This window comes from Pseudoalteromonas sp. J010, assembly GCF_003934235.1.
GTDB classification, from domain to species: domain Bacteria; phylum Pseudomonadota; class Gammaproteobacteria; order Enterobacterales; family Alteromonadaceae; genus Pseudoalteromonas; species Pseudoalteromonas peptidolytica.
Genome location: NZ_RDBW01000026.1, coordinates 40,270 through 64,867, shown reverse-complemented (window position 1 = coordinate 64,867; position 24,598 = coordinate 40,270). Strand labels below are relative to the sequence as shown.

Below are 24,598 nucleotides of genomic sequence, written 5' to 3'. Positions count from 1 at the left end.
ACAAGTAGGGGATACAAATGAATTTTGAATGGAATGAGGCACAGCTGTCATTATTTGAGCATGCTTTAAGTTATTCGTCTGACTTAAGGTCTACCACCCAAAAAGCAGGGGAATTTCCGTTTGATTTATGGAAATCTTTAGGTGATTTCGGTTACTTTGGATTACCTGTCGATAGTAAATACTCACCTTGTGGTTCTGGCCTAGATATTTTAACGACAGTAAAAGTATTAGAAGGGTTAGGGCAAGGCGGTGCAGACACAGGGTTATTGTTTGCAGGAGCCGCACATACTTTTGCTTGTGTCATGCCAATTTACGAACATAGTAGTGAGGAGATAAAGCAAGAGCTATTACCTTCGCTCACCACAGGAGAAAAAATTGCTGCAAATGCGATATCAGAAGCAGAAGCAGGTTCCGATATCGCGAAGTTAGCGACAACTGCACGTCTTGAGGGTGATTATTATATCATCAAAGGAGCAAAATCCTATGTGACAAATGGCAGTGTTGCTGACTACTTTATTGCCTATGCAACGACCAATGCTAAGTACGGGTACCTCGGTCAGACAGCATTTGTTATCCCCGCTAACTTACCAGGAATAGAGGTAGGTAATAGTTATAAAAAGTTGGGTTTGCATTCGGCTCAGCTAAATCAGGTGTTTTTTGATGATGTGAAAGTCCACAAAAAGTACGTATTAGGTGACGAAGGCCAAGGTGCGAGGATATTTGCGGCATCAATGGATTGGGAACGCTGTTGCTTATTTGCATTATTTATTGGTGTGATGCAACGCGATATAGACTGCTGTATTGAGTATGCAAACTTGCGAAAGCAGGGCGATAAGACGATAAGTAAATTTCAGGCGGTATCACACCGTATCGCCGATATGGAAGTGAGACTTCAAAGCGCAAGATTATTACTTTATTTTGCCGCTTGGCAGAAGTCGCAAGATGTAGACAACACCAAAGCAGTGGCCATGAGTAAGCTTGCCATCAGTGAAGCTTTCGTCCAATCAGGATTAGATGTGATTAGAATACATGGAGCACTGGGTTATCTTGATGAAGGCGGCGTAAACGGAAGCATTAAGGATGCGTTAGGGTCAGTACTTTTTTCTGGCACGTCTGATATTCAAAGAGAATTAATATGTAACAGGCTGGGCTTACTATGAAAAATCTAAATGAGGTTTTACTCCAAGGTAAGTCTATTGCAGGTGAACACAAGTTGGCTGTTCATGATGGTTTGTTAAGCATGGATTATGATGAGTTGTGCGAGGCGGTCTTCCATTTTGCAGGACATTTAGAGCGTTTGGGAGTCCGCTCTGGTGACCGTGTTGGCTTATGGGTAGACAAGTCATGCCGTGCCCTCGCTGCTATGCTTGCTGTTACTCATATTGGCGCGATTTACGTGCCAATAGACCCTGCAAACCCAATTCGGCGTGTGGAGGAAATAAGAAAGGATTGCCAGCTTAGTATATTAATTACCTCAGCTGAGCAGTTAGATCAGTGCACTCGCGACTTTTCGATTCAGTGTCAGGTTATTGTGCTGAATGAAGAGTACTATGGCAAAGCTGAACTTATTTCGTCATTGACCTGCTGGAATGATGCGATGCAAGCGACGAGGCTTTCATCCCCTGTAAAGGTCAATCCGCAGGCCGTCGCCTATATGTTGTATACATCAGGTTCTACAGGTACACCAAAAGGTGTCCAGATAACCCATGAAAATGCGCTAGCATTTATTGGTTGGGCGAAAGAAAAGCTCACCTTGAGTGAGCAAGATAGGTTTGCAAACCATGCTCCATGGCATTTTGACCTTTCAGTATTCGATATTTATGTGTCTTTACTGTCTGGTGCAAGCGTACATTTGGTGTCTGAGTTATTAAGTTATGTGCCAAAGCAGTTAATCGACTTCATTGAGCAGCAAAAGATAACAGTGTGGTACTCAGTGCCTACTGCACTTAAGCTTATGTTAGAAGCAGAACCACTGTTTGGCGAGCGCTGTGAACGCTTAACACACGTTATTTTTGCTGGAGAGGCGTTCGAGATAAAAGCATTAAAAGTATTACGAGCACAATTACCGGATACGCGACTGTACAACTTTTATGGCCCAACAGAGACTAATGTGTGCACCTACTATGAAGTGGGTAAGCATGTTCCTGATCTTCTTCCTATTGGCTATCCCGCCAGTAACAGCATTATCACCATTAGAAACCAGCAAGGAGACAAACTTTCACAAGGTTTACGGGGCTTTATCTGTGTTTCAGGACCTACCGTATTTGCCGGATACTGGGGAAAGACTGCTCAGAATAGTGAATACTATAATACAGGGGATCTAGGCTACTTTAACGAGTTCGGTGAACTTATGTATAACGGTCGAGAAGACCATATGGTTAAAGTAAAGGGCTATCGCATTCATTTAGGTGAAGTAGAGCATGCTTTGAATCAACACAAGCACGTAGCAGAATGTGTTGTAGTACTAAATGAAGACAAACAATTACATGCCCACATTACTATCAAGGAAAAAGCACCGACCTTGCTTGAATTGAAAATGTATTGTGCAAAGTTGTTACCAAAGTACATGTTGATTGACAGGCTACAGATCTGGTCACAATTGCCATTAACACGTAACGGCAAATATGCCCGTAAAGCACTAATGGCGACTTAAAATCTTGTGTCGAAAAGTCTGTATTTCTTTAATTATGTAAAGGTGGCTCAGAGATGGGTTGCAATGTGAATAAAAAAGCCTCTGAATAATAATTTCCCCTCTGAAGCCCCATATCCAGCATATAGGGGCTTCTTTATGCGCTAGTTGCACAGTGCTAAGGCCGCAGAGCGGTTTGGAGCATTGAGCTTATCTAAAATACTCGCCACATGATTTTTCACTGTGAAAGGGCTGATCCCAAGAATAAGGCCTATTTCTCTATTCGTTTTTCCTGCCGAAAGCCAGTCATATACTTCTTTCTCTCTTGCTGTCAAAGCATCTAGCGGGTGTTGCTCCGCCCATTTAGGTTCTAGGCTTGTGGTATATGCTTTGTGTAAATAAGGAGTGATCAAATCAATAAGGTATGATGCGGGTGTCAAAGTGCTAGAAAGGCTATTTTGGAAAATGACCAGCAACATAAATGCAGCGCTGGGATCGTCCTGACCATAAAGTGCTACATCGGACAAAATACTGCTGGTTTTACAGACATCGCGTAACTCTTCCAGCGGGAACTCATCGTTGTAAATCATTTCTTGTAATTTTTTCACTAATTGGCTGCAAGCTGATATATTGATGTCTGAGACTACTTTTCTTTCTTTTTTCTTTACTAACGCGATATACAGGCCGGAATTGTTGGCAAAAGACATGACGCTCTGAAAAGTATCATGATTAAAATTCTTGTATTTTGCGGCTGCTTTTAGTTGCATTATCGCGGACGTTACTACAATCAGCTCGTTATTTGTGTTTGACATGGTTGCTTTCCTTAACAATTTTGTTTCATTTTGTATTCAATGTGTTTTTTTTTTGTTTACTTATGCAGATAATGGTCTTTTTTTTCACAATGGTCAAATTATTTAATCAATTGATTACATATTGTGTCTAGACGTCTTGATGGTGTTTTTTTTGCGCTTGACTGCGCAGGCTGGTTTGACCAGTGCTATCTAAATCTTAAAGATTAAGGTTCTAATTTTTAAGCATTAAATTTTTATTAAGTTATTTTTCTGGTGGGGTACAAGGAGGCAGTTTTTATATCGAAGTGATTGTTAGTTGTGATGCTGTAGGGTGTTGTATTTGTTAAATTTAGTTTCAGAGATAGAAACGTTTATCTCGATATTGAGGTTAATACTAATTTACTATATAGCTCGCTTGCTAATAATTAAGATTGCACAATGATGTTAGACCAAAGAGCGCGAAAAGGAGTTGGAGACGGTTTTGATTGTTTGAGAGTACCTCGGATTGCAGCAAAAGGCGGTTGATAAGAAAGTTGATCATGAGTATTACCATGTTTGCGGTGATGAGGAGAATGTTTGCCGCTTAATGTTACCATTGATATTGTACCGCGTGGAGCTTATGAAGTTTAAATCTTTGTAATTAAAGGTTTTAATAGGATTTTGTTGAAGTGTTATTTCTGGCTTGAAGGTTGCTTATTTTTTAAGGTGAATACATTCAACACAAAAGGATTAGTATGAATATTACGCAAACCATGCAAACACAAGCTGCCACATTAAATCAATCGGCTCACCGCAAGCAACATTCTGCTCAGAGTAATTTTGCCACGGTACTATCAGTGGCTCACGCTGACAGTGAGAGTAATGAGGGCAAGGCAGCAACGAGTAGCAATAGCTATTACACTATGATGACAAATGAGGGCAAGACAGCCCTGAACTTAGATAATCATTTTAAAGCAGCGGCCAATGTGCCAGGCAGTACAGCGTTAACCAAAGCTGTACTTATTTTACCGACTAAACAAAATGTTGATAATTTATCAGCCTATTCTGAGATGAAAGTAAAAGCTTTACTCGCTGAACACGACATCCCATTTCCGCCAAAAAGCATCACCTTTGATGATGAGGGAAAGCTGGTTTTGCCGAAGGACTACAAATACAAAGATGAACTAATCGCTGCGTTTGAAGCAAAGCCTGAAGTGCTCAATGCTGTGCGAGCAACCATTGGTATTGCCAGCCAATATCAGGGCCTTATGGAGTCGCAACCATTCAGAGATGAAATGGCAATGGCTAAGGATGAGCAAGCCAGAAAAGCCATACTAAAAAAGTACAGTTACCTATTTGATGAAAATCGCCCACATCCTCAAACAATATTATCATTTTTGGAAGACGGTCGTATGTCGGTGGTATCGGGATAGAATTCAGGAGAGAGATGTTAGGCTAAGTTGTATCCTAAGCTGAAAGCGCTCAGAGAATGGTGATGATAACGTTACTTTTCATTTTGAATTAACAAACTGGTAGAATGCAAATTTGTAGCAACAGAAAATCATCGCCAGTGAGAGAAATTAAAAAGCCAACGACATGGCGTTGGCTTCAGATTTATTACTATTGTTATTAGTAATTTACGCTGTATGTTCGATCACTCTATCAATCGTTTCGTCACTGCGCAGCGTTAATATTTCAACGCCATTGTCAGTCACTAACAGAGTATGTTCCCATTGAGCTGAAAGGCTACGATCTTTAGTTACAACTGTCCATTCATCTTTAAGTAGTTTACATTGGCGCTTACCTGCATTGACCATAGGCTCAATGGTCAAACACATGCCCGCTTTAAGCACTTCACCAGTACCTGGCTTACCATAGTGCATTACCTGTGGCTCTTCGTGGAACTCTTTACCAATTCCATGTCCGCAGTATTCGCGAACGATAGAATAGTTAAAGCCTTCTGCATACTTTTGAATTGCAGCACCAATATCACCCAAACGTGCGCCTGGCTTTACCATTTTTATTGCAAGGTATAGGCTCTCTTGTGTAATTTCGCTTAGACGTTTACCTTGGATAGTTGGTGTACCTACATAAAACATTTTTGAAGTGTCACCATGATAACCATCTTTGATAACGGTAATGTCTATATTGATGATATCACCTTCTTTGAGCGGCTTGTCATTTGGAATACCATGACAGATAACGTGGTTAACTGAGGTACAAATTGACTTTGGAAAGCCGTGGTAATTTAGCGGCGCAGGAATAGCACCTTGCTCATCAACAATGTAATTGTGACAAATGGTGTTTAATTCGTCTGTGGTCACCCCTGGCTTAACATACGGCTCGATCATTTCCAGTACTTCCGCGGCTAAGCGCCCGGCAACACGCATTTTTTCGATTTCTTCAGGGGTTTTGATCACTGCACTCATTTAGACTCCAAGTCAATTTAGATGAACATTCATTATGCACAAATTTTACGCATAAGATTGAGTTAATTCTTTATATATGGTATAAAGCGCGCCGTCTTTTTACAAATAATTCTTCATCACTTGGTGAATATGAATGTTTGTAGTTAAGACAACACACTTAATTAATATTAACACACACACATATCGACACATACACTTGGGTGCATGTAGCTTAAAAACTTCGTGTTGGTGCTATGGGATATGTGGAGGCCTAACCCTAAACTATTAGAGGAAATATACAATGGCAAACGTTTCAATGCGCGATATGCYTCAAGCTGGTGTTCACTTCGGTCACCAGGCACGTTACTGGAACCCTAAGATGAAGCCGTTCATCTTCGGTGCACGTAACCGCGTTCATATCATCAACCTAGAAAAAACAGTACCTTTATTCAACGACGCTCTTAAGTTTCTTTCGAACGTTGCTTCAAACAAAGGTAAAATCCTTTTCGTAGGTACTAAGCGCGCTGCAAGCGAAGCAGTTAAAGAAGCGGCTATCCAAAGTGAGCAGTTCTATGTAAATCACCGTTGGTTAGGTGGTATGTTGACTAACTGGAAAACAGTTCGTCAATCAATCAAGCGTCTTAAAGAGCTTGAGACTCAAAGCCAAGACGGTACTTTTGAGAAGCTTACTAAGAAAGAAGCGCTAATGCTTACTCGTGAAATGCAAAAGCTTGAAAAAGGCCTTGGCGGTATCAAAGATATGGGCGGTCTTCCTGACGCTATCTTCGTTATCGACGCTGACCACGAGCACATCGCTATCCGTGAAGCTAACAACCTAGGTATTCCAGTAGTATCTGTTGTTGATACTAACTCTAACCCAGATGGTGTTGATTTCATCATTCCAGGTAACGACGATGCTATCCGTGCAATCCAGCTATACACTGGTGCAGTAGCAACGGCTATCACTGAAGGCCGTGAAAGCAACATCGTTGCTCAAGCAGAAAACGACGACTTCGTTGAAGCTGAGTAATTACCTGATTAGGTATTAGCTGTCATCAAGTCTTCATCAAATTTTTGGTGAAGACTTGATATTCTTTATAAGCGATTGACTGCTTACCCCGTTGTTTGCCAAGCAGACCTTGAAAGATAACGGATTTTTATCAAATTGAGGCGTGCTGTACTTGATTTGATATTCAGCCAACTTAAAGGTTGGTTTTATCAAGAACTGAATTCAGATTTGAGGATATTCTAATGGCTGTAACTGCTGCCCTAGTAAAAGAACTTCGTGAGCGCACTGGCGCTGGTATGATGGATTGTAAAAAAGCACTAACTGAAACTAACGGTGATATCGATCTAGCTATCGAAAACATGCGTAAAAGTGGTGCTGCAAAAGCTGCTAAAAAAGCAGGTAACATCGCTGCTGAAGGTACTATCATCATCAAGCAAAGCGAAGGCGTTGCTGCACTAGTTGAAGTTAACTGTCAAACTGACTTCGTAGCAAAAGATGCAAGCTTCCTAGGTTTTGCTAATGAAGTTGCTGACGCTGCACTAGCTGAAAAGCTAGACATCGAAGCGCTTAAAGCTAAGTTCGAAGAAACGCGTGTTGCACTAGTTGCTAAAATTGGTGAGAACATGAACATCCGCCGTGTTGAATTCATCGAAGGTGCAAAGTTAGTTGCTTACCGTCACGGTGAGCGCATCGGTGTTGTTGTTGCAGGTGAAGCTGACGAAGAAACACTTAAGCACGTTGCTATGCACGTAGCTGCGTCTAAGCCTGACTACCTAAACCCAGAAGATGTACCGGCTGAAGTAGTTGAAAAAGAAAAAGCGGTTCAAGTTGAAATCGCAATGAACGAAGGCAAGCCAGCTGAAATCGCTGAAAAAATGGTTGTTGGTCGTATGAAGAAGTTCACTGGTGAGATCTCTCTTACTGGTCAAGCTTTCATCATGGAACCTAAGAAATCAGTAGGCGACTACCTTAAAGAGAAGAGTGCATCTGTTTCTTCATTCATTCGCCTAGAAGTAGGTGAAGGTATTGAGAAGAAAGAAGAAGACTTCGCAGCTGAAGTTGCAGCACAAATCGCTGCGGCGAAAGGCGAGTAATCACCAACGGTGATGCCTAATGACGTAAAAGCTGACATTAGCTTTGCGTCATTGCTGAAAATTCTCTAAAATAACCGCGCATTTATGTCTAGCATAAGCGCGGTTATTTTTTACCTCACTTTTAATTGGCCCGGATATTATGACTATCAATAAAAAACCTGTTTTTAGACGCGTTCTTTTAAAGCTTAGTGGTGAAGCTTTAATGGGAGATGAAGGCTTTGGTATTGATCCAAAAGTTTTGGATCGTATGGCACAAGAAATCAAAGAGTTAGTAGAGCTCGACGTAGAAGTGGGTTTGGTTATCGGTGGCGGTAACTTCTTACGTGGTGGTTCACTTGCTGAAGCGGGCATGAACCGTGTTGTTGGCGATCACATGGGAATGCTAGCAACGGTTATGAATGGGCTTGCGATGCGTGATGCGCTGCATCGTGCTTTTGTAAATGCACGTCTGATGTCTGCTATTCCATTAAATGGCGTGTGTGATGCTTACAACTGGGCTGAAGCAATCAGCTTGTTAAAGTCTGGCCGTGTGGTTATTTTCTCTGCAGGTACGGGCAACCCATTCTTCACAACCGACTCGGCTGCATGTTTGCGTGGTATCGAAATTGAAGCTGATACGGTAATTAAGGCCACCAAAGTTGAAGGTGTATTTAGCGACGACCCGGTGAAAAATCCAGAGGCAACGTTATATCGCACGTTGACGTATAACGAAGTTATCGACAAAGAATTGAAAGTGATGGATTTAGCCGCTTTTACATTGGCACGTGACCACAATATGCCAATTAGCGTATTCAACATGAACAAACCAGGTGCATTGAAAAATGTCATCATGGGTGAAGAAGAGGGGACGCTGATCTCTTCTCAGGCTGCAGAATAATCTAACGTCGATTTTGGCAACGCATAGTTTAGATGACGGAGTCTAATTAACCGACGTGAAGGTGAAGTAGCGAATCTCTAAATTGCGAGTATAATCTGGCATAACAAGAACAGACTAGGAAAGTATTGTGATCGAAGATATTAAAAAAGACGCTCAAGAGCGCATGAAAAAAAGTGTGGCAGCCCTTGCAAGCCAACTTTCTAAAATTCGTACGGGTCGTGCACACCCTGCGCTATTAGATGGTATTTCTGTTTCTTACTACGGTGCGGATACACCATTAAACCAAGTAGCAAATGTAACCACAGAGGACTCTCGTACACTGGCTATCAGTGTGTTTGACAAGTCTCTAGCTCAAGCTGTAGAAAAGGCAATTTTATCGTCTGATTTAGGTTTGAACCCAATGTCTGCTGGTACTGTTATTCGTGTTCCGCTTCCTCCACTTACTGAAGAACGTCGTAAAGATCTGATCAAGATCGTACGTGGTGAAGTCGAAGGTGGTCGTGTTGCTGTTCGTAATATCCGTCGCGATGCTAACGGTGATGTAAAGTCTTTACTAAAAGACAAAGAAATCTCGGAAGATGAAGCACGCCAAGCTGAAGATGAAATTCAAAAGTTAACAGATAAGTTCATCAAAGAAATGGATACACAGCTAAGTGCTAAAGAAGCTGAGCTAATGGAAATCTAAGCGTCTTTTACCTAGCAGGTGTGTACAGAGTTCATTAAAACAAAGTAGAAAAATCTGTTTTGTTTCTGAGCAGTTAGCGCATTTTTGCCTAGGTACAAGGACAAATTTATTAGGTTTGAAGCGCCGCCTAGGGTATACTAGGCGGCGTTTTTTTTCACTAAAATTGGAATTATGGTTTTAAAAGCAGAGGTTATTTCTCAGCAGTCACTGCCAAAACATGTTGCGATAATAATGGATGGCAACGGTCGTTGGGCTCAAGCTCGTAGGCGCCCTCGTGCCTTTGGGCATAAAAAGGGTGTGGACTCTGTCCGAAGTGCTGTGCAATTCTGTTCCAAACTGGGTATAGAGTCTTTGACACTATTTGCATTCAGTAGTGAGAACTGGCGTAGGCCAGAAGACGAAGTAAGCACATTGATGGAGCTATTCATTTATGTGCTGTCTAAAGAAGTTAAAAAATTACATAAGAACAACGTAAAGCTAACCATTATTGGCGATCTTTCTCGTTTTCCAGACGCGCTACAGCAGCGAGTTCATGAAGCTCAAACATTGACCCAAAACAATACTGGGCTTAACTTAAACATTGCTGCAAATTACGGTGGGCGTTGGGATATCACACAAGCTGCACAACAACTCGCTCAGCAAGTCGCCTCGGATGAATTGCAAGCCAGCGATATAACCGAAGATGCACTCACCAAGCAAATGACTATGTCTGACCAAGCAAGTCTTGATTTGTTGATCAGAACGGGAGGTGACTTCCGCATTAGCAACTTTTTGCTTTGGCAAGCAGCGTATGCTGAACTCTATTTTACCGACACGCTATGGCCTGATTTTGACGAGCAAGCATTCTCTGAAGCCATTGCTTGTTACGTGTCTAGAGAGCGGCGCTTCGGATGTACGGGAGAGCAAATTAAGCAACTCCTTGCAGAGAAAGACGCAACAAGTTAAGGGTTCAAATTTGTTAAAACAACGCATTTTAACGTCAGCTGTGCTTGCACCTCTGGCACTACTTTTGGTGTTTTATACGCCGTTGGCAATGTTTAGTACCATTGCTGCACTTATCGTTTTACTGGGTGCATGGGAGTGGTCAGCGCTTGCTGGTCTGTGTCAAAAGCGTCAGCGAATTGCTTTTGTAGGCGTCATGGCTGTATTGATACTAGTGCTTAATAGCCATTGGCCGATACAAGAGTTATGGCAACAAGGGCGCTTAGTTGCAGATGCAAATTACGTTTTTACGTTAGCGTTTGCATGGTGGCTAGTCGCAACTTTCTTGGTGGTAAAGTACCCTCGTGCTGCGAGAGCTTGGAACGAAGGTATTATGATGCGTTCAATCGCGGGAGTATTAACATTGATCCCGCTTTGGCTGGCGCTGAATGTAATGCGAAGTGCGGGGTACCAAGAAGGCGAGCATATTGGCTCGGTGCTCATTATGGTCGTACTAGGGATTGTTTGGAGTGCCGATATTGGTGCTTACTTTGCTGGCAAAAACTTGGGCAAGCATAAGCTTATGCCCAAAGTCAGCCCAAACAAAACCATTGAAGGCTTAGTTGGCGGCTTGGTTACCGCTGTGGTATTTGTATTGATTTTCTGCCATTTTGCAGCGATTGATATGAATATGTGGCCGATATATGCGGTCATGACAGTGGTTATTGCACTTTTTTCCGCGGTAGGTGATTTACTAGAAAGCATGTTCAAACGTGAAGTTGGCCTTAAAGACTCTGGTCGTTGCTTACCAGGCCATGGTGGCATTTTAGATCGCATAGACAGTCTTACTGCCGCAGCGCCGATTTTTGCATTTTGCTACGCGTGGACGGTTGTACTATGAATCAACAAAGCTTGGTCGTACTTGGTGCAACAGGCTCCATTGGACTATCAACACTTGATGTTGTGAGCAGAAATGCACATCAGTATCGCGTTTTTGCCTTAGTTGCTGGTCAAAATGTTGAGAAAATGGCAGAGCTTTGTTTAGCATATCAACCACGCTATGCAGTAATGAATTCTGAGCTGGCCGCTCAACAGCTTGCTCAACACTTAGCTCATACTTCTACCGAGGTGCTCAGTGGTGTTAGCGCGATGGCAGATATGGCGCGACATGATGATGTTGATATTGTGATGTCCGCTATCGTCGGTGCAGCGGGTTTACTACCTACCCTAGCGGCGGTTGAAGCAGGTAAAAAGGTCCTGCTTGCAAACAAAGAATCTTTGGTTATGAGTGGTCAGCTATTTATGGATAAAGTAAAAGCGCATGGCGCGACTTTGCTCCCTATAGACAGCGAACATAATGCCATCTACCAATGTTTACCAAACTCAATACAAACTGGGCAAAGCAACACCCTGTGCGAAAGTGGTGTGAGTAAAATCTTATTAACCGGGTCTGGTGGACCATTCTTGCAGCGACCATTAGAGACGCTACCGAATGTTACTGTTGAAGAAGCTGTAGCCCATCCAAACTGGTCTATGGGTCGAAAAATCTCTGTTGATTCAGCAACTATGATGAACAAAGGGCTTGAGTTTATTGAAGCTAAATGGCTCTTTAATTGTTCTGCGGATGATATTGACGTGGTGATCCATCCTCAGAGTATGATCCACTCTATGGTGCAATATCGTGATGGTTCTGTTATTGCACAGATGGGGCAACCTGATATGCGTACACCCATTGCCTACGGGTTGGCATACCCAGAGCGAATTGATGCGGGCGTTGAGCCTTTGGATTTTTCACAAATAGTTGATTTCACTTTCACAAAACCAGACTTTGAACGTTATCCAAATTTGCGATTAGCAATTGATGCTTGTCGTAGTGGTCAAGCTGCGACAACGACGATAAACGCTGCTAATGAAGTAGCGGTCGCAGCCTTTTTAGATAAACAAATAGGCTTTTGTGACATCTACCGAGTGAACGCCTTAACACTTGAGCAAACCGCGCTTGGCGTATTAGAATCCGTTGAGTCTATTATGGAAGCAGACCAAGCCGCACGTTATCGAGCTAAGCAAATTATTACAACATTGAGGTAACTATGTTTGAATTTTTCTGGCACTTAGGTTCATTTATTCTTGCTCTAGGGATTTTAGTTACGGTGCATGAATATGGCCATTTTTGGGTTGCCAGAAAAGCCGGTGTTAAAGTTCTACGATTTTCTATTGGTTTTGGAAAGCCTTTGCTTAAGTGGTATGACAAACACCAAACTGAATATGTCATCGCAGCAATTCCACTGGGCGGCTATGTCAAAATGCTCGATGAGCGTGTTGATGATGTCGCAGAGCAGGAAAAGCACTTAGCTTTCAACAATAAGCCGGTCTTGTCACGTATTGCTGTGGTAGCAGCAGGTCCAATCGCTAACTTTTTATTTGCCATCATCGCATTGGCAGCCATGTACATGATAGGAGTGCAGTCAGCTAAACCCGTCGTAGGTGCCGTCACATCAGCAAGTATCGCCGCAGAAGCGGGGTTTAGATCTGGCGACCAAATCATTGCGCTTAACGACGAGCTAGTACATTCATGGCAAGATGTCACCTTTGAACTGATGGCACATCTCGGTGAACCTAGCTTAGTTGCAAAAGTACAAGATGAAAAAGGTAGCTTGGCAATACGCACATTAGCCTTGTCCAACTGGAAGCTAGATAAACAAGATGAAGCGCCGTTAACGTCAGTTGGTATATCGCCATATCGGCCACCACTAACATTGCAGTTGGGTTACATTGAACAGGGTGCCGCTGCAGATAAAGCCGGTTTTAAGGTACAAGACACCGTTGTTGCAATTAACGGTGAACAGTTAGAGACCTGGCAGCAGCTGGTGAGTCGGGTGCAAAAATCTGCCAATCAGTCATTGGTTGTCGATATTCTTAGAGATGGTCAGACTCAAACCTTAACTGTTATTCCACAAGCAAAAACATCTCCCGATGGTATTGTCCAAGGTTATCTTGGTGTAGTGCCCGTGATGGAAAAATGGCCGAATGGGTATATTGAAACTAGACAATACGGCATTCTAGATAGTATGGTGCTTGGCATTCGTAAAACTTACGATCTCATTGCCCTTAGTTTTGATATGATTGGTAACTTACTAACCGGTCAAGTCTCAGTTAAAAACCTAAGTGGGCCGGTGGGGATCGCGGTAAGCGCTGGAAATAGCGTTAGTTACGGATTAGTTGCATTTTTAGGCTTCTTGGCGCTTATTAGCGTTAACTTAGGGGTTTTTAACTTATTACCGCTCCCTGTCTTAGATGGTGGGCATTTAATGTATTACTTAATTGAACTAATTCGTAGAAAACCAGTCTCTGAAAAGACACAAGAGTTTGGGTTTAAGATAGGAGCTGCGCTTCTGCTTGCCTTAACGTTTTTTGCACTATTTAATGACGTTTCCCGGCTTTAAGCCGTGCGGTGCTAAAAAGCGCACATAACATACAGTTTAAATGTTTGCAGGTTTGGTTAAACATACAACGGAAAACACAATACACAAGCTGTAACGTTTGAATGTTGTGATGTAATGGGCCTTAGCGTATCGCGCCAAAATTGTTGTAAAGGATAAAGATAATAAAATGCCTATAAAAAAACACATTGCAGTAACCAGTTTACTGGGCGCTAGTTTTGCTGCCTTAGGGCAAAACTCCTTTATCGTAGAAGATTTAAAAGTAGAAGGGTTGCAGCGTGTAGCATTAGGTGCTGCATTAACACACATTCCGATCAACGTTGGTGACAATATTGATCAGTTTACGATTTCACGCACAATCAAGGCGCTGTACAAATCAGGGCATTTTGACAACATCGCGGTATTTCGTGATGGCAACCAAATTATCTTTAAAGTCAAAGAGCGTCCTACAATCAGCTCTATTGAGTTTGATGGCAACAAAGACATTAAAGATGAACAGCTCAACGAAAGCTTAGAACAGCAAAACATTCGCCAAGGTGAGCCGTTAGATAAGACGGTGCTTGATAGCATTGAAAAAGGCCTCACAGAGTTTTTCCACAGTATTGGTAAGTACAATGCGAAAGTGGAAGTAAGTATTGTTGAGTTACCTCGTAACCGTGTAAAGCTGAAGCTTAAATTTGAAGAAGGTGATGCCGCGTCTGTACGTCAAATCAACCTTGTTGGTAATGAGCTGTTTTCAGATGAAGAGTTACTTAATCTCATTGAGTCACAACAAGATTTACCTTGGTGGCGCTTTTTATCTAATGACCGTTATCAGAAGCAAACCATTGAAGGTGATTTAGAAAAAATCCGCAGCTACTATCTAGACCGTGGTTATTTGCGCTTTAATATTGACTCGACACAGGTTTCAGTAAGCCCAGAGCGTGAGTCGGTATACGTGACCGCGAATATCACTGAAGGTGAAAAATATACTGTCAAAGGGTTTGACTTTATTGGTGACTTACTTGGGCGTGAAGATCTGATTAAAGAAATCGTGCCTCTGCGTGCCGGTGAGCTTTACAATGGCTCGGTAGTGACCGCAACGGAAGATTTTATTAAGAGCTATCTTGCGCGCTTCGGTTATGCCAATGCGGAAGTTCGCACCGTGCCTGAAATTAACGATGAAGATAAAGAAGTACAATTAACGTTGTCTGTCGACCCTGGCAAGCGAGTATATGTACGTCGCATCGTAGTAAACGGTAACCAAAATACTGCGGATGAAGTACTTCGTCGTGAAATGACTCAGCTAGAAGGTGCTTGGCTTTCTAATCAAAACCTTGAACGCTCTAAATTACAAATACAACGCTTGCCATATATGGAAACGGTTGAGTTTGAAGTTAAGCCAATTCCGGGTGTAGAAGACCAAGTCGATGTTGACTTTACCGTAAAAGAGCAGCCTGCGGGTAGCTTCCAAGCCGGTGTTGCGTATGGCTCCTATGCGGGTCTGCAATTTAACATTGGTGTCAGTGAATCAAACTTCCTTGGCTCTGGTAATCAAGTGGCGTTCAATATCAACACGTCACGTGGCTCTGAGCGTTATAGCGTTTCCTACACAGATCCATACTTTACGCCAGATGGTGTGTCACAAGGTAGTAGTATTTTCTACAGTAAGTTTGACGCCAGTGAGTTTGGTATCGTCGACTATAAATCAACGAGCTATGGTTTAGGTACTAATTTTGGTTTCCCTATCAATGCCATAAACCGTGTTAATTTTGGTATTCGTTGGATAGAAGAAAGCCTATCGCAAATTTCAGACTTTGAGCAAACTCGAGTACTACGTGAAAGCTTCTTAAACGAAAGTGACCCAGATGCTGATTATGACTTTACGAAATATGAGCTAAGTGCCGGTTGGTCACGAGTTACGGTTAACCGTGGTATGTTCCCAACCGCTGGTTCTCGCCAAAGTGTGAATCTAAGTGTGACTACACCAAATTCGGATCTGAACTTCTTTAAGATCAACTATGATTCTCGCTTTTACTGGCCAATTAGTAACGACCACCGCTGGGTATTCTCAGCAAGAGCAGGCTTAGGCTATGGTAATGGTTATGGCGAAACCAATGGTTTTGAACAAGTATTACCATTCCAGGAATTCTTCCGTATTTCTGAACAAGAATTACGCGGTTTTGATCGTAATACTATTTTACCTAGAGCGGTTCAGCGTGCGCCTAAATGTCTACCAGGTACAGCTAAACCAGACGGTAGTGCTGGTAGCTGTATCGGTGCTGATCCTGAGTTCGACACGTTATCTTTAGGTGGCCGTATTGGTGGTAATGCCAAAGCGCTTGCAGGTCTTGAGCTAATTGTGCCAACGCCATTCTTAGATGAAGAAAACACCAGTTCAGTAAGAACCAGCTTCTTTGTTGATGCGGCCAACGTTTGGGACACCGAATTTGATGTAGACCGCTACAACAACTTGACGGAAGATCAATACAAATTACTTTCTGATTTCTCTGATCCAACGAGGTTCAGAGTGTCAACGGGTCTATCGATTCAGTGGATCTCACCAATGGGACCTATGCTGATCAGTTTCGCCTACCCGCTTAAAAAAGAAGAAGAAGACGATACGAAGACGATCAGCTTCAACATCAGTAATACATTCTAAGGAGTTTTATTGTGAAAAAATTTATCAAATCATCAACACTAGCGATGACAGCAGCACTTATGATGGGTGCATCAGGTAGTGCGTTTGCACATAAAGTTGGAGTTGTAGATATGCAAGAAGTGTATAAACAAATTCCACAGATGGCGAAAATTGAGCAAACACTTCAAGCCGAATTTGCTGAGCGTCGTCAAGAGCTTGAAAAAATCCAAGGTGACATTCGTTTTGAAGCAGAAAAGTTCAAGCGTGAGTCAACAACGATGAGCGAAGAGCAAAAAGAAGCGCTACGCGAAAAAATTCAAGGGATGCAGAAAACACTGGCTGAAAAAGGTCGTCCGTTAGAGCAAGAAATTAAAGTTCGTCAGAACCAAGAGCTTGCAAAAGTACAGAAGCTAATTGTAGATGCAATTGAGTCTGTTGCTAAAAAAGGTAAGTTTGACGAAGTTAAAGTAAAAGATACGACAATTTACTTTAATCCTGATAAAGTAGCCGACCTTTCTGATGAAGTGGTAAAAGCGGTTAGCAGCAAGTAATGACAAAACTTTACACCTTATCTCAACTAGCTGAGTCCTTAGGTGCTCAGCTACAGGGTGATGGCGATAAACCAATTAGGAATATTGCCACCTTGGCGATGGCGCAAGAAGACCAAATCGCATTCTTAGCCAATAGTAAGTACCGTAGTCAGCTCGATAGTACAGCTGCTGGTGCCGTGATCCTGAGCGAAAAGGATGCGGAATATTTCTCCGGTAACAAACTTATTATTGCGGATCCCTATGTTGCATATGCAAAGCTGGCGCAAAAGTTAGATTCTACGCCACGCTCGGCAGATGGTATTCATGATTCAGCCATTATTTCAGCTAAAGCAACCCTAGGCAAAAATGTCAGTGTGGGTGCAAATGCTGTTATTGAAGATGGTGCAGTGATTGGTGATGGTGTTGAGATAGGGCCTGGTTGTTTTATTGGTAAATATACCAAAATAGGCACAAGGACTAAACTCTGGGCGAACGTAACCGTCTATCATGAGGTTCAGATTGGTGAAGATTGCTTATTCCAATCTGGTTCTGTTATCGGAAGTGATGGCTTCGGCTACGCAAACGAAAAAGGCGAGTGGGTTAAAATTCCACAAGTTGGCACAGTAATTATAGGTGACCGCGTTGAAGTTGGTGCAAGCACCTCTATAGATAGAGGGGCACTTGAAGATACCATCATCCACAGCAATGTTATTTTAGATAACCAAATTCAGATTGCTCACAATGTTGAGGTCGGTTATGGCACGGCAATAGCTGGCTGCACGGTACTTGCAGGTAGTGTAAAAATCGGCAAATACTGTCAGATAGGTGGTATGTCAGCGATAAACGGCCACAATGAGGTCTGTGATGGTGTTGTTATTACCGGTATGAGTATGGTGACCAAAAGCATTACGCAGCCTGGGATCTACTCTTCTGGTTTGCCTCACCAAACGAATAAAGAGTGGCGTAAGTCGATTGCACACTTACGCAATTTATCTGACTTTAAGTCGCGTCTGAAGGCACTTGAGTTGCTAACAGCACAGCTTAAAGATACTGATGTAGAATAAGGAAGCTATTTTGGCTAACGAATTAAACAGCTTTGATATCCAAGAGATTTTAAAACTTCTTCCACACCGTTATCCCATGTTATTGGTTGATAAGGTGGTGGACTATAAACCGGGTGAGCATCTTCATGCGATTAAAAATGTGACCATCAATGAACCTATTTTCACCGGTCACTTCCCAGAGCAGCCTATTTTTCCTGGAGTACTGATCCTAGAAGCAATGGCACAAGCGACGGGCTTACTTGGTTTTAAAACTGTCGAGAATCGCAGTGAAAATGAACTATACTTATTTGCAGCGATCGACAATGCACGTTTTAAACAGCCAGTACTTCCTGGCGATACAATGCATTTGCACGTTAATTTTGTAAAAGAACGCCGTAATATCTGGAAGTTTAGTGCTGAGGCTAGAGTTGAAGGTAACATCGTGTGCTCAGCTGAAATCATGTGTGCTAGAAGAGAGTTTTAATGTCTATTCATCCTACCGCAATTATCGAGTCAGGCGCGCGTTTAGGCGAAAATGTATCCGTAGGTCCTTATAGTTACATTGGCAACGATGTTGTCATCGGTGATAACTGTAAAATTGAATCACATGTTGTGATTAAAGGGCCATCTGAGATTGGTTCAGGTAACCACATTTTCCAATTCGCGTCAGTAGGGGAAGCCTGCCAAGATAAAAAGTACAAGGATGAACCAACCAAGCTGATCATTGGTGATAATAACGTTATTCGCGAGTGCGCCACGATTCACCGTGGCACAATCCAAGATGAAGGGATCACCAAAATCGGCAGTAACAACTTATTCATGGCCTACACTCACGTAGCTCATGATGCTGTAATTGGCAGTAATGTTATTTTTGCCAATAATGCCAGTGTGGCAGGGCATGTACATATTGGTGACTGGGTTATCTTAGCTGGTAATTCAGGGGTGCATCAATTTTGTAAAGTAGGATCACATGCTTTTGTTGGTATGTACTCTGGCGTTAATCAAGATGTCCCGCCTTTTGTCACAACCACAGGCACGCCAGCGAGACCTGTTGCGATTAATACTGAAGGTTTAAAACGTCGTGGTTTTGAGTCAGATGAAATAATGGCTACTCGACGCGCTTATAAAACGTTATTCCGTAAAGGTTTGCGCCTAGAAGATGCGCTAGAAGCTTTAAAAGAAGAAGCTTCACAGTTCTCAGCCGTACAGCAAATGATTGACTTTATTGCGACCTCTAACCGTGGCTTGATCCGCTAAACTTGAACCGCAATAAGAGTTATACTTACGCCATACAAATTGTATGGCGTTTTTTTATACTGAAAGACAATAATGGCTAACGAAAAAAACATTACCATTGGCGTGGTTGCAGGGGAATTATCAGGCGATATACTCGGCGCAGGCCTTATTAATGCTCTAAGAGTTCATTACCCCAACGCTCGATTTGTGGGCATTGGCGGACCTAAGATGCAACAAGCAGGATGCAACAGTCTATTCGATATGGATGAATTAGCGGTCATGGGGCTAGTCGAGGTACTTGGTCGCTTACCTCGGCTGCTAAAAATCAAAAAGCAATTGGTGAATTATTTCATCGATAATCCACCTGATGTATTCATAGGTATTGATGCTCCAGACTTTAACCTTAGAGTTGAAAAGCCATTAAAAGCCGCTGGGATAAAAACCATTCAATATGTAAGCCCTAGTGTTTGGGCGTGGCGTCAAAAGCGTATTCACAAGATCGCTGAAGCGACTAACCTAGTGCTCTCCCTGTTGCCTTTTGAAAAAGCCTTTTACGACAAACATGAAGTACCTTGTACATTCGTAGGCCATACGCTGGCGGATGAGATCCCTCTTGAACCGGATACCGAAGGTGCAAGGGCGCAGCTACATATCAGCCCTGACGATACAGTATTGGCTTTACTGCCTGGAAGTCGTGGCTCGGAAGTGGGATTATTAAGTCGTACTTATCTTGCAACGGCAAAAAAATTAGTTGATAAAATTCCCAATTTAAAAATAGTTGTGCCACTGGTAAATGAAAAGCGCAAAGCACAGTTCTTAGATGCGCTGCAAGAAGTCGCACCAGAGCTTAATCCAATTATGCTAGATGGCCAGTCTGCATTGGCGATGCAAGCGGCTGATACCGTTTTATTGGCGTCAGGCACAGCGACACTAGAAGCGATGCTCTATAAAAAACCTATGGTTGTGGGCTATAAACTAAATCCGAAGAGCTATTGGATATTTAATACCTTTTTTACCTTTAATATCAAATACTTTGCTTTGCCAAATCTACTAGCCGATGCGCCGCTCGTGCCGGAGTTTTTGCAGGCAGAATGTAACCCAGATGCGCTTGCTGATGCACTGTTTCCGATGTTAAAAGGTGATAACAGCAAACTTATTAGAAAATTTTACGAAATACACGAAAACATACGCTTAGATGCCAGCAAGCAAGCGGCTCAAGCAGTGATGGAGTTAATAGATGCAAATTGAACGTCCTGATGTGCAGTATATTGCAGGCGTTGACGAAGTCGGGCGCGGCCCATTAGTGGGCGACGTTGTGACAGCAGCCGTTATTTTAGATCCAAATAAGCCGATTGCGGGTTTGACTGACTCTAAGAAATTGTCAGAAAAAAAACGCATCGCATTGGCACAAGAAATAAAAGAAAAAGCGCTGTGCTACCATATTGCCAGAGCAACGGTTGCCGAAATCGATGAGCTAAATATTCTCCATGCAACCATGTTGGCGATGACTCGAGCGGTGGAAGGCTTGGAAGTTCAGCCTCAGCATGTATTTGTAGATGGTAATCGATTGCCCAAATTGAATGTTGCAGCGACCGCAGTGGTCAAAGGTGATAGCCTTGTGGCGGAAATTAGTGCAGCTTCTATCTTGGCGAAAGTGACTCGAGACAACGAGATGTTAGCACTGGATGCTGAATATCCTGAGTTTGGTTTTGCAGGCCATAAAGGCTATCCGACGAAAGCCCACTTTGCTGCGCTTGAAGCACATGGGGTAACACCCCATCATCGCACAAGCTTTAAGCCTGTGCAGCGCATCATAGCTGGGAAGGAGTAAGTATGCCAGCCCCGCAGTTTGTCCACTTACGTGTACACAGTGATTTTTCAATGGTGGATGGCCTAGCCAAGACTAAGCCGATTGTTGCAAGAGCTGAAGAGCTTGAAATGCCAGCCCTGGCCATTACCGATCAAATGAATTTATGTGGTTTGGTACGCTTTTATGGTGGCGCACATGGGGCTGGGATCAAACCAATCATCGGAGCGGATTTTTGGTTGAAGTCAGATCAGTTTCCTGATGAGCCTAGCAGGATCTTAGTGCTAGCTAAAAACAACCAAGGATATAAAAACCTTACCTTACTCATTTCGGACGCCTATCTTCGTGGTCACGTATTTCACCGTCCGGTTATTGATAAAGCGTGGTTAGCAAAATATAAAGAAGGCTTGATCTTGATCTCAGGTGCCAAAGACGGTGACTTGGGAAAAGCCATCTTAAAAGGCAATCCGAAACTTATTGAAGAAACACTCGAATTTTACGAAACACACTTTCCCGATCATTTTTATATCGAGTTACAACGTACCTCCAGAGCACAAGAAGAAGAATATCTCCATAGCGCTGTAGAGCTTGCAGCGGCAAGAAACTTACCGGTTGTAGCGACTAATGAAGTGGTGTTTCTCCACGAAAAAGATTTTGATGCCCATGAAATCCGAGTAGCTATTCATGACGGCTACACATTAGAGRACAAAAATAGACCTAAGCGCTTTTCCAAAGAGCAGTATCTAAAAACGTCTGAACAAATGCAGGCGCTTTTTAGCGATATACCCGAAGCGCTCGAAAATACGGTTGAGATCGCCAAGCGATGTAACGTTACCGTACAACTTGGTACGTATTTCTTACCTGACTATCCAACCGGCGATCTAGCCATTGAAGACTTCTTGGTAAAAGTGTCGCGCGATGGTCTAGAAGAGCGATTACAGTTCTTATTTCCTGAAGAAGACGAACGTAAAGAAAAACGCAGTGAGTACGATGAGCGCTTGCAAATTGAGCTAGACGTTATCAACCAAATGGGATTTCCAGGTTATTTCTTAATCGTAATGGAGTTCATTCAGTGGAGCAAAGATAACGGTATACCTGTAGGCCCGGGTCGTGGTTCTGGTGCTGGCTCTTTGGTCGCTTATGCGCTGAAGATCACTGACCTTGATCCGCTTGAGTTTGATCTGCTATTCGAACGATTCCTCAACCCAGAACGGGTATCTATGCCTGACTTCGACGTCGACTTTTGTATGGATAGGCGCGATGAGGTAATCGATCACGTTGCAAAACTTTATGGCCGTGACGCAGTATCCCAGATCATTACCTTTGGAACTATGGCGGCAAAAGCCGTGATCCGTGATGTTGGCCGTGTACTCGGGCATCCCTATGGCTTTGTAGATAGGATTTCTAAGCTGGTACCGGGTGACCCTGGTATGACCTTGGCAAAAGCGTTTGATGTTGAGCCACGTTTACCTGAAGCGTATGACAGTGATGAGGAAGTTAAAGAGCTAATTGATAAATGTCGTATTCTTGAAGGTTGTACGCGTAATGCCGGTAAACATGCCGGTGGTGTTGTTATCTCGCCTACGACGATCACCGATTTTGCGGCACTGTATTGTGACGAAGAGGGTAAGTTTCCGGTTACTCAGTTTGACAAGAACGATGTAGAGACCGCAGGCCTTGTTAAGTTCGACTTCTTAGGATTGAGAACGCTGACTATTTTGCAGTGGGCGCTCGATATGGCAAATGAACGTTTAGCCAGAGAGAACCGTGAACCCGTTGACATTGCAGCAATCCCTTTAGACGATCCGGCAAGCTTTAATGTACTACTCGATGCCCAAACTACGGCGGTCTTCCAGCTAGAATCTCGCGGGATGAAAGACCTCATTCGCCGCTTAAAACCTGACTGTTTTGAAGACATGATCGCATTGGTTGCGTTATTCCGCCCAGGTCCACTGCAATCGGGAATGGTAGATAACTTTATCGACCGTAAGCATGGTCGAGAGGAAGTCTCTTATCCTGATGCACAATATCAACATGATAGTTTACAACCTATTCTAGAGCCGACTTACGGGATCATCCTGTACCAAGAGCAGGTTATGCAGATTGCACAGGTACTTGCAGGTTATAGTTTGGGTGGCGCTGACTTACTACGTCGCGCAATGGGTAAGAAAAAACCCGAAGAAATGGCAAAACAGCGTGCAACGTTCGAAGATGGTGCCAAAAATAATGGTGTTGATGGCGAACTGGCCATGAAGATCTTCGATTTGGTAGAGAAGTTTGCAGGTTATGGTTTTAACAAATCACACTCTGCTGCTTATGCCTTAGTGTCGTATCAAACGCTGTGGATGAAGACCCACTTTCCGGCTGAATTTATGGCCGCAGTAATGTCCGCCGATATGGATAATACTGACAAAATTGTTACCTTGGTGGATGAATGCGAAAACATGAAGTTGACGCTACTACCACCAGATGTCAATGCCGGAGTTTACAAGTTTACGGTCAATCTTAAAGGTGAGATAGTTTATGGAATTGGCGCCATAAAAGGTGTCGGTGAGGGACCGGTAGAGGCAATTCTTGAAGCGCGTGAAGCAGGTGGTGAATTTAAAGATTTATTTGATTTCTGTGCTCGCGTGGATTTAAAACGTCTTAATAAACGTGTAATTGAAAAACTCATTTATGCAGGCGCGCTCGATAAACTGGGGCCAGATAGAGATCAACCTGGACGTGCGACTTTACTGGCAAGCCTACAAGATGCAATGAAGTCTGCTGAGCAGCATCACAAAGCTGAATCGCTAGGACAAAGTGACTTGTTCGGGTTATTGGCTGTCGAACCCGATGAAGTAGAGCAGGCCTTTATTAAAGCGACGCCACTGAGTGATAAAGAGTGGCTGCATGGTGAAAAAGAAACGCTGGGCCTTTACCTTACTGGTCACCCCATTAACCAGTATCGTAAAGAATTAAAATACTATACCTCTGGTAAGTTGGTTGACTTGCAACCGGGTAATCGTGATACGGTAGCTACCGCAGCAGGATTAGTTATTAATGCACGTACGCTAATAAATAAAAAAGGTGCGCGCTGGGGACTTATCACTTTAGATGACAAAAGTGCCCGAATTGATGTACGCTTATTTCCTGAACAGTTTGAAATGTACCAAGAATTGCTGCAAATTAACCAAATCTTGGTAATATCTGGACAGGTCAGCTTTGATAACTTCTCTGGTGGCATTACAATGACCGCAAGAGAAGTCTCTACCATTGCTCAAGCGCGAGAAAAACGCATTAGTGCAATAAAAATGACGCTAAATATGGCTCAAATTGACGCGAACTTCTTTGATAATTTCAAAAAAGTACTAGAACCATATAAATTTGGAACATGTCCAGTAATCATAAAATATCAGCGTCCTGATGCATTAGCAGAGTTAACATTAGGAACACAATGGTGTGTGACGCCCAGTGATGAACTTTTAACTCGTTTGTCACTGTTGGCGGCGCAAGAATTAGAATTAGAATTTAACTAAACAGGTAGTTT

The 24,598-nt window shown here is 42.9% G+C and carries 21 protein-coding genes; 19 read left to right on the top strand and 2 right to left on the bottom strand.

Annotation, left to right across the window (positions count from 1 at the left end):
- Positions 1-17: 17 nt before the first annotated feature.
- Together EAG18_RS14610 and EAG18_RS14605 are read left to right on the top strand one after the other, a co-directional pair.
- Positions 18-1,160 (top strand): acyl-CoA dehydrogenase family protein, encoded by a 1,143-nt coding sequence (locus tag EAG18_RS14610; RefSeq protein WP_125253116.1) that lies wholly within the window; start codon positions 18-20, stop codon positions 1,158-1,160.
- Positions 1,157-2,653, top strand: coding sequence for an amino acid adenylation domain-containing protein (locus tag EAG18_RS14605; protein ID WP_125253115.1), 1,497 nt, complete (start codon positions 1,157-1,159; stop codon positions 2,651-2,653). The genes EAG18_RS14610 and EAG18_RS14605 overlap by 4 nt, the downstream gene beginning before the upstream one ends.
- A gap of 140 nt (positions 2,654-2,793) precedes the next feature.
- Here EAG18_RS14605 and EAG18_RS14600 read toward each other — a convergent pair whose 3' ends face one another.
- Complete coding sequence (locus EAG18_RS14600; RefSeq protein WP_125253114.1) at positions 2,794-3,441, bottom strand: helix-turn-helix transcriptional regulator; 648 nt, start codon at positions 3,439-3,441, stop codon at positions 2,794-2,796.
- Between the two features lie 713 nt (positions 3,442-4,154).
- On the opposite strand from EAG18_RS14600, the gene EAG18_RS14595 reads away from it, so the two are divergent.
- Positions 4,155-4,832: a hypothetical protein gene (locus tag EAG18_RS14595; RefSeq protein ID WP_125253113.1), complete on the top strand. Its 678-nt coding sequence runs from the start codon at positions 4,155-4,157 to the stop codon at positions 4,830-4,832.
- 204 nt (positions 4,833-5,036) lie between these two features.
- Here EAG18_RS14595 and map read toward each other — a convergent pair whose 3' ends face one another.
- Positions 5,037-5,828, bottom strand: a complete 792-nt coding sequence (gene map, locus EAG18_RS14590) for a type I methionyl aminopeptidase (protein WP_125253112.1) — start codon at positions 5,826-5,828, stop codon at positions 5,037-5,039.
- 280 nt (positions 5,829-6,108) lie between these two features.
- Here map and rpsB point away from each other — a divergent pair, with 280 nt between their 5' ends.
- The 16 genes from rpsB (at position 6,109) to dnaE (ending at position 24,587) form a co-directional block, all read left to right on the top strand.
- Positions 6,109-6,837, top strand: a complete 729-nt coding sequence (gene rpsB, locus EAG18_RS14585) for a 30S ribosomal protein S2 (RefSeq protein ID WP_125253111.1) — start codon at positions 6,109-6,111, stop codon at positions 6,835-6,837.
- Between the two features lie 221 nt (positions 6,838-7,058).
- Positions 7,059-7,910 carry a translation elongation factor Ts gene (gene tsf, locus EAG18_RS14580; protein WP_125253110.1) on the top strand — a complete coding sequence of 284 codons (852 nt, stop codon included), beginning with the start codon at positions 7,059-7,061 and terminating at the stop codon, positions 7,908-7,910.
- Positions 7,911-8,049: 139 nt separating this feature from the next.
- Positions 8,050-8,787 (top strand): UMP kinase, encoded by a 738-nt coding sequence (gene pyrH, locus EAG18_RS14575; protein ID WP_125253109.1) that lies wholly within the window; start codon positions 8,050-8,052, stop codon positions 8,785-8,787.
- A 127-nt stretch (positions 8,788-8,914) separates the two neighbouring features.
- Positions 8,915-9,472, top strand: a complete 558-nt coding sequence (gene frr / locus EAG18_RS14570) for a ribosome recycling factor (RefSeq protein ID WP_125253108.1) — start codon at positions 8,915-8,917, stop codon at positions 9,470-9,472.
- Positions 9,473-9,643: 171 nt separating this feature from the next.
- Positions 9,644-10,417, top strand: a complete 774-nt coding sequence (locus EAG18_RS14565; RefSeq protein ID WP_125253107.1) for an isoprenyl transferase — start codon at positions 9,644-9,646, stop codon at positions 10,415-10,417.
- 10 nt (positions 10,418-10,427) lie between these two features.
- Complete coding sequence (locus tag EAG18_RS14560) at positions 10,428-11,294, top strand: phosphatidate cytidylyltransferase (RefSeq protein WP_125253106.1); 867 nt, start codon at positions 10,428-10,430, stop codon at positions 11,292-11,294.
- Positions 11,291-12,481: a 1-deoxy-D-xylulose-5-phosphate reductoisomerase gene (ispC, locus tag EAG18_RS14555; RefSeq protein WP_125253105.1), complete on the top strand. Its 1,191-nt coding sequence runs from the start codon at positions 11,291-11,293 to the stop codon at positions 12,479-12,481. The genes EAG18_RS14560 and ispC overlap by 4 nt, the downstream gene beginning before the upstream one ends.
- A gap of 2 nt (positions 12,482-12,483) precedes the next feature.
- Positions 12,484-13,836, top strand: a complete 1,353-nt coding sequence (gene rseP / locus EAG18_RS14550; RefSeq protein ID WP_125253104.1) for a sigma E protease regulator RseP — start codon at positions 12,484-12,486, stop codon at positions 13,834-13,836.
- Between the two features lie 166 nt (positions 13,837-14,002).
- A complete protein-coding gene (gene bamA / locus EAG18_RS14545) occupies positions 14,003-16,474 on the top strand; it encodes an outer membrane protein assembly factor BamA (protein WP_125253103.1) in 2,472 nt (823 codons plus the stop codon).
- A gap of 11 nt (positions 16,475-16,485) precedes the next feature.
- On the top strand, positions 16,486-17,004 hold the full coding sequence (locus tag EAG18_RS14540; protein WP_125253102.1) for an OmpH family outer membrane protein: 519 nt from the start codon (positions 16,486-16,488) through the stop codon (positions 17,002-17,004).
- The gene (lpxD, locus tag EAG18_RS14535) at positions 17,004-18,047 is read left to right on the top strand and encodes a UDP-3-O-(3-hydroxymyristoyl)glucosamine N-acyltransferase (protein ID WP_125253101.1); all 1,044 of its coding nucleotides are present in this window, start codon (positions 17,004-17,006) and stop codon (positions 18,045-18,047) included. Before EAG18_RS14540 ends, lpxD begins: the two co-directional genes overlap by 1 nt.
- 10 nt (positions 18,048-18,057) lie before the next feature.
- Complete coding sequence (gene fabZ / locus EAG18_RS14530; protein ID WP_125253100.1) at positions 18,058-18,510, top strand: 3-hydroxyacyl-ACP dehydratase FabZ; 453 nt, start codon at positions 18,058-18,060, stop codon at positions 18,508-18,510.
- Complete coding sequence (gene lpxA / locus EAG18_RS14525; protein WP_125253099.1) at positions 18,510-19,283, top strand: acyl-ACP--UDP-N-acetylglucosamine O-acyltransferase; 774 nt, start codon at positions 18,510-18,512, stop codon at positions 19,281-19,283. The genes fabZ and lpxA overlap by 1 nt, the downstream gene beginning before the upstream one ends.
- Before the next feature lie 72 nt (positions 19,284-19,355).
- A complete protein-coding gene (lpxB, locus tag EAG18_RS14520) occupies positions 19,356-20,510 on the top strand; it encodes a lipid-A-disaccharide synthase (protein WP_125253098.1) in 1,155 nt (384 codons plus the stop codon).
- Positions 20,500-21,093: a ribonuclease HII gene (gene rnhB, locus EAG18_RS14515; RefSeq protein WP_125253097.1), complete on the top strand. Its 594-nt coding sequence runs from the start codon at positions 20,500-20,502 to the stop codon at positions 21,091-21,093. Before lpxB ends, rnhB begins: the two co-directional genes overlap by 11 nt.
- A 2-nt stretch (positions 21,094-21,095) precedes the next feature.
- A complete protein-coding gene (dnaE, locus tag EAG18_RS14510; RefSeq protein ID WP_125253096.1) occupies positions 21,096-24,587 on the top strand; it encodes a DNA polymerase III subunit alpha in 3,492 nt (1,163 codons plus the stop codon).
- Positions 24,588-24,598: the final 11 nt, after the last annotated feature.

Excerpts from the sequence above, each read along its gene's own strand:
- EAG18_RS14610 (WP_125253116.1), top strand. The coding sequence starts at position 18 with ATGAATTTTGAATGGAATGAGGCACAGCTGTCATTATTTGAGCATGCT.
- EAG18_RS14605 (WP_125253115.1), top strand. The coding sequence starts at position 1,157 with ATGAAAAATCTAAATGAGGTTTTACTCCAAGGTAAGTCTATTGCAGGT.
- EAG18_RS14600 (WP_125253114.1), bottom strand. The coding sequence starts at position 3,441 with ATGTCAAACACAAATAACGAGCTGATTGTAGTAACGTCCGCGATAATG.
- EAG18_RS14595 (WP_125253113.1), top strand. The coding sequence starts at position 4,155 with ATGAATATTACGCAAACCATGCAAACACAAGCTGCCACATTAAATCAA.
- map (WP_125253112.1), bottom strand. The coding sequence starts at position 5,828 with ATGAGTGCAGTGATCAAAACCCCTGAAGAAATCGAAAAAATGCGTGTT.
- tsf (WP_125253110.1), top strand. The coding sequence starts at position 7,059 with ATGGCTGTAACTGCTGCCCTAGTAAAAGAACTTCGTGAGCGCACTGGC.
- pyrH (WP_125253109.1), top strand. The coding sequence starts at position 8,050 with ATGACTATCAATAAAAAACCTGTTTTTAGACGCGTTCTTTTAAAGCTT.
- EAG18_RS14565 (WP_125253107.1), top strand. The coding sequence starts at position 9,644 with ATGGTTTTAAAAGCAGAGGTTATTTCTCAGCAGTCACTGCCAAAACAT.
- ispC (WP_125253105.1), top strand. The coding sequence starts at position 11,291 with ATGAATCAACAAAGCTTGGTCGTACTTGGTGCAACAGGCTCCATTGGA.
- rseP (WP_125253104.1), top strand. The coding sequence starts at position 12,484 with ATGTTTGAATTTTTCTGGCACTTAGGTTCATTTATTCTTGCTCTAGGG.
- bamA (WP_125253103.1), top strand. The coding sequence starts at position 14,003 with ATGCCTATAAAAAAACACATTGCAGTAACCAGTTTACTGGGCGCTAGT.
- lpxD (WP_125253101.1), top strand. The coding sequence starts at position 17,004 with ATGACAAAACTTTACACCTTATCTCAACTAGCTGAGTCCTTAGGTGCT.
- lpxA (WP_125253099.1), top strand. The coding sequence starts at position 18,510 with ATGTCTATTCATCCTACCGCAATTATCGAGTCAGGCGCGCGTTTAGGC.
- lpxB (WP_125253098.1), top strand. The coding sequence starts at position 19,356 with ATGGCTAACGAAAAAAACATTACCATTGGCGTGGTTGCAGGGGAATTA.
- rnhB (WP_125253097.1), top strand. The coding sequence starts at position 20,500 with ATGCAAATTGAACGTCCTGATGTGCAGTATATTGCAGGCGTTGACGAA.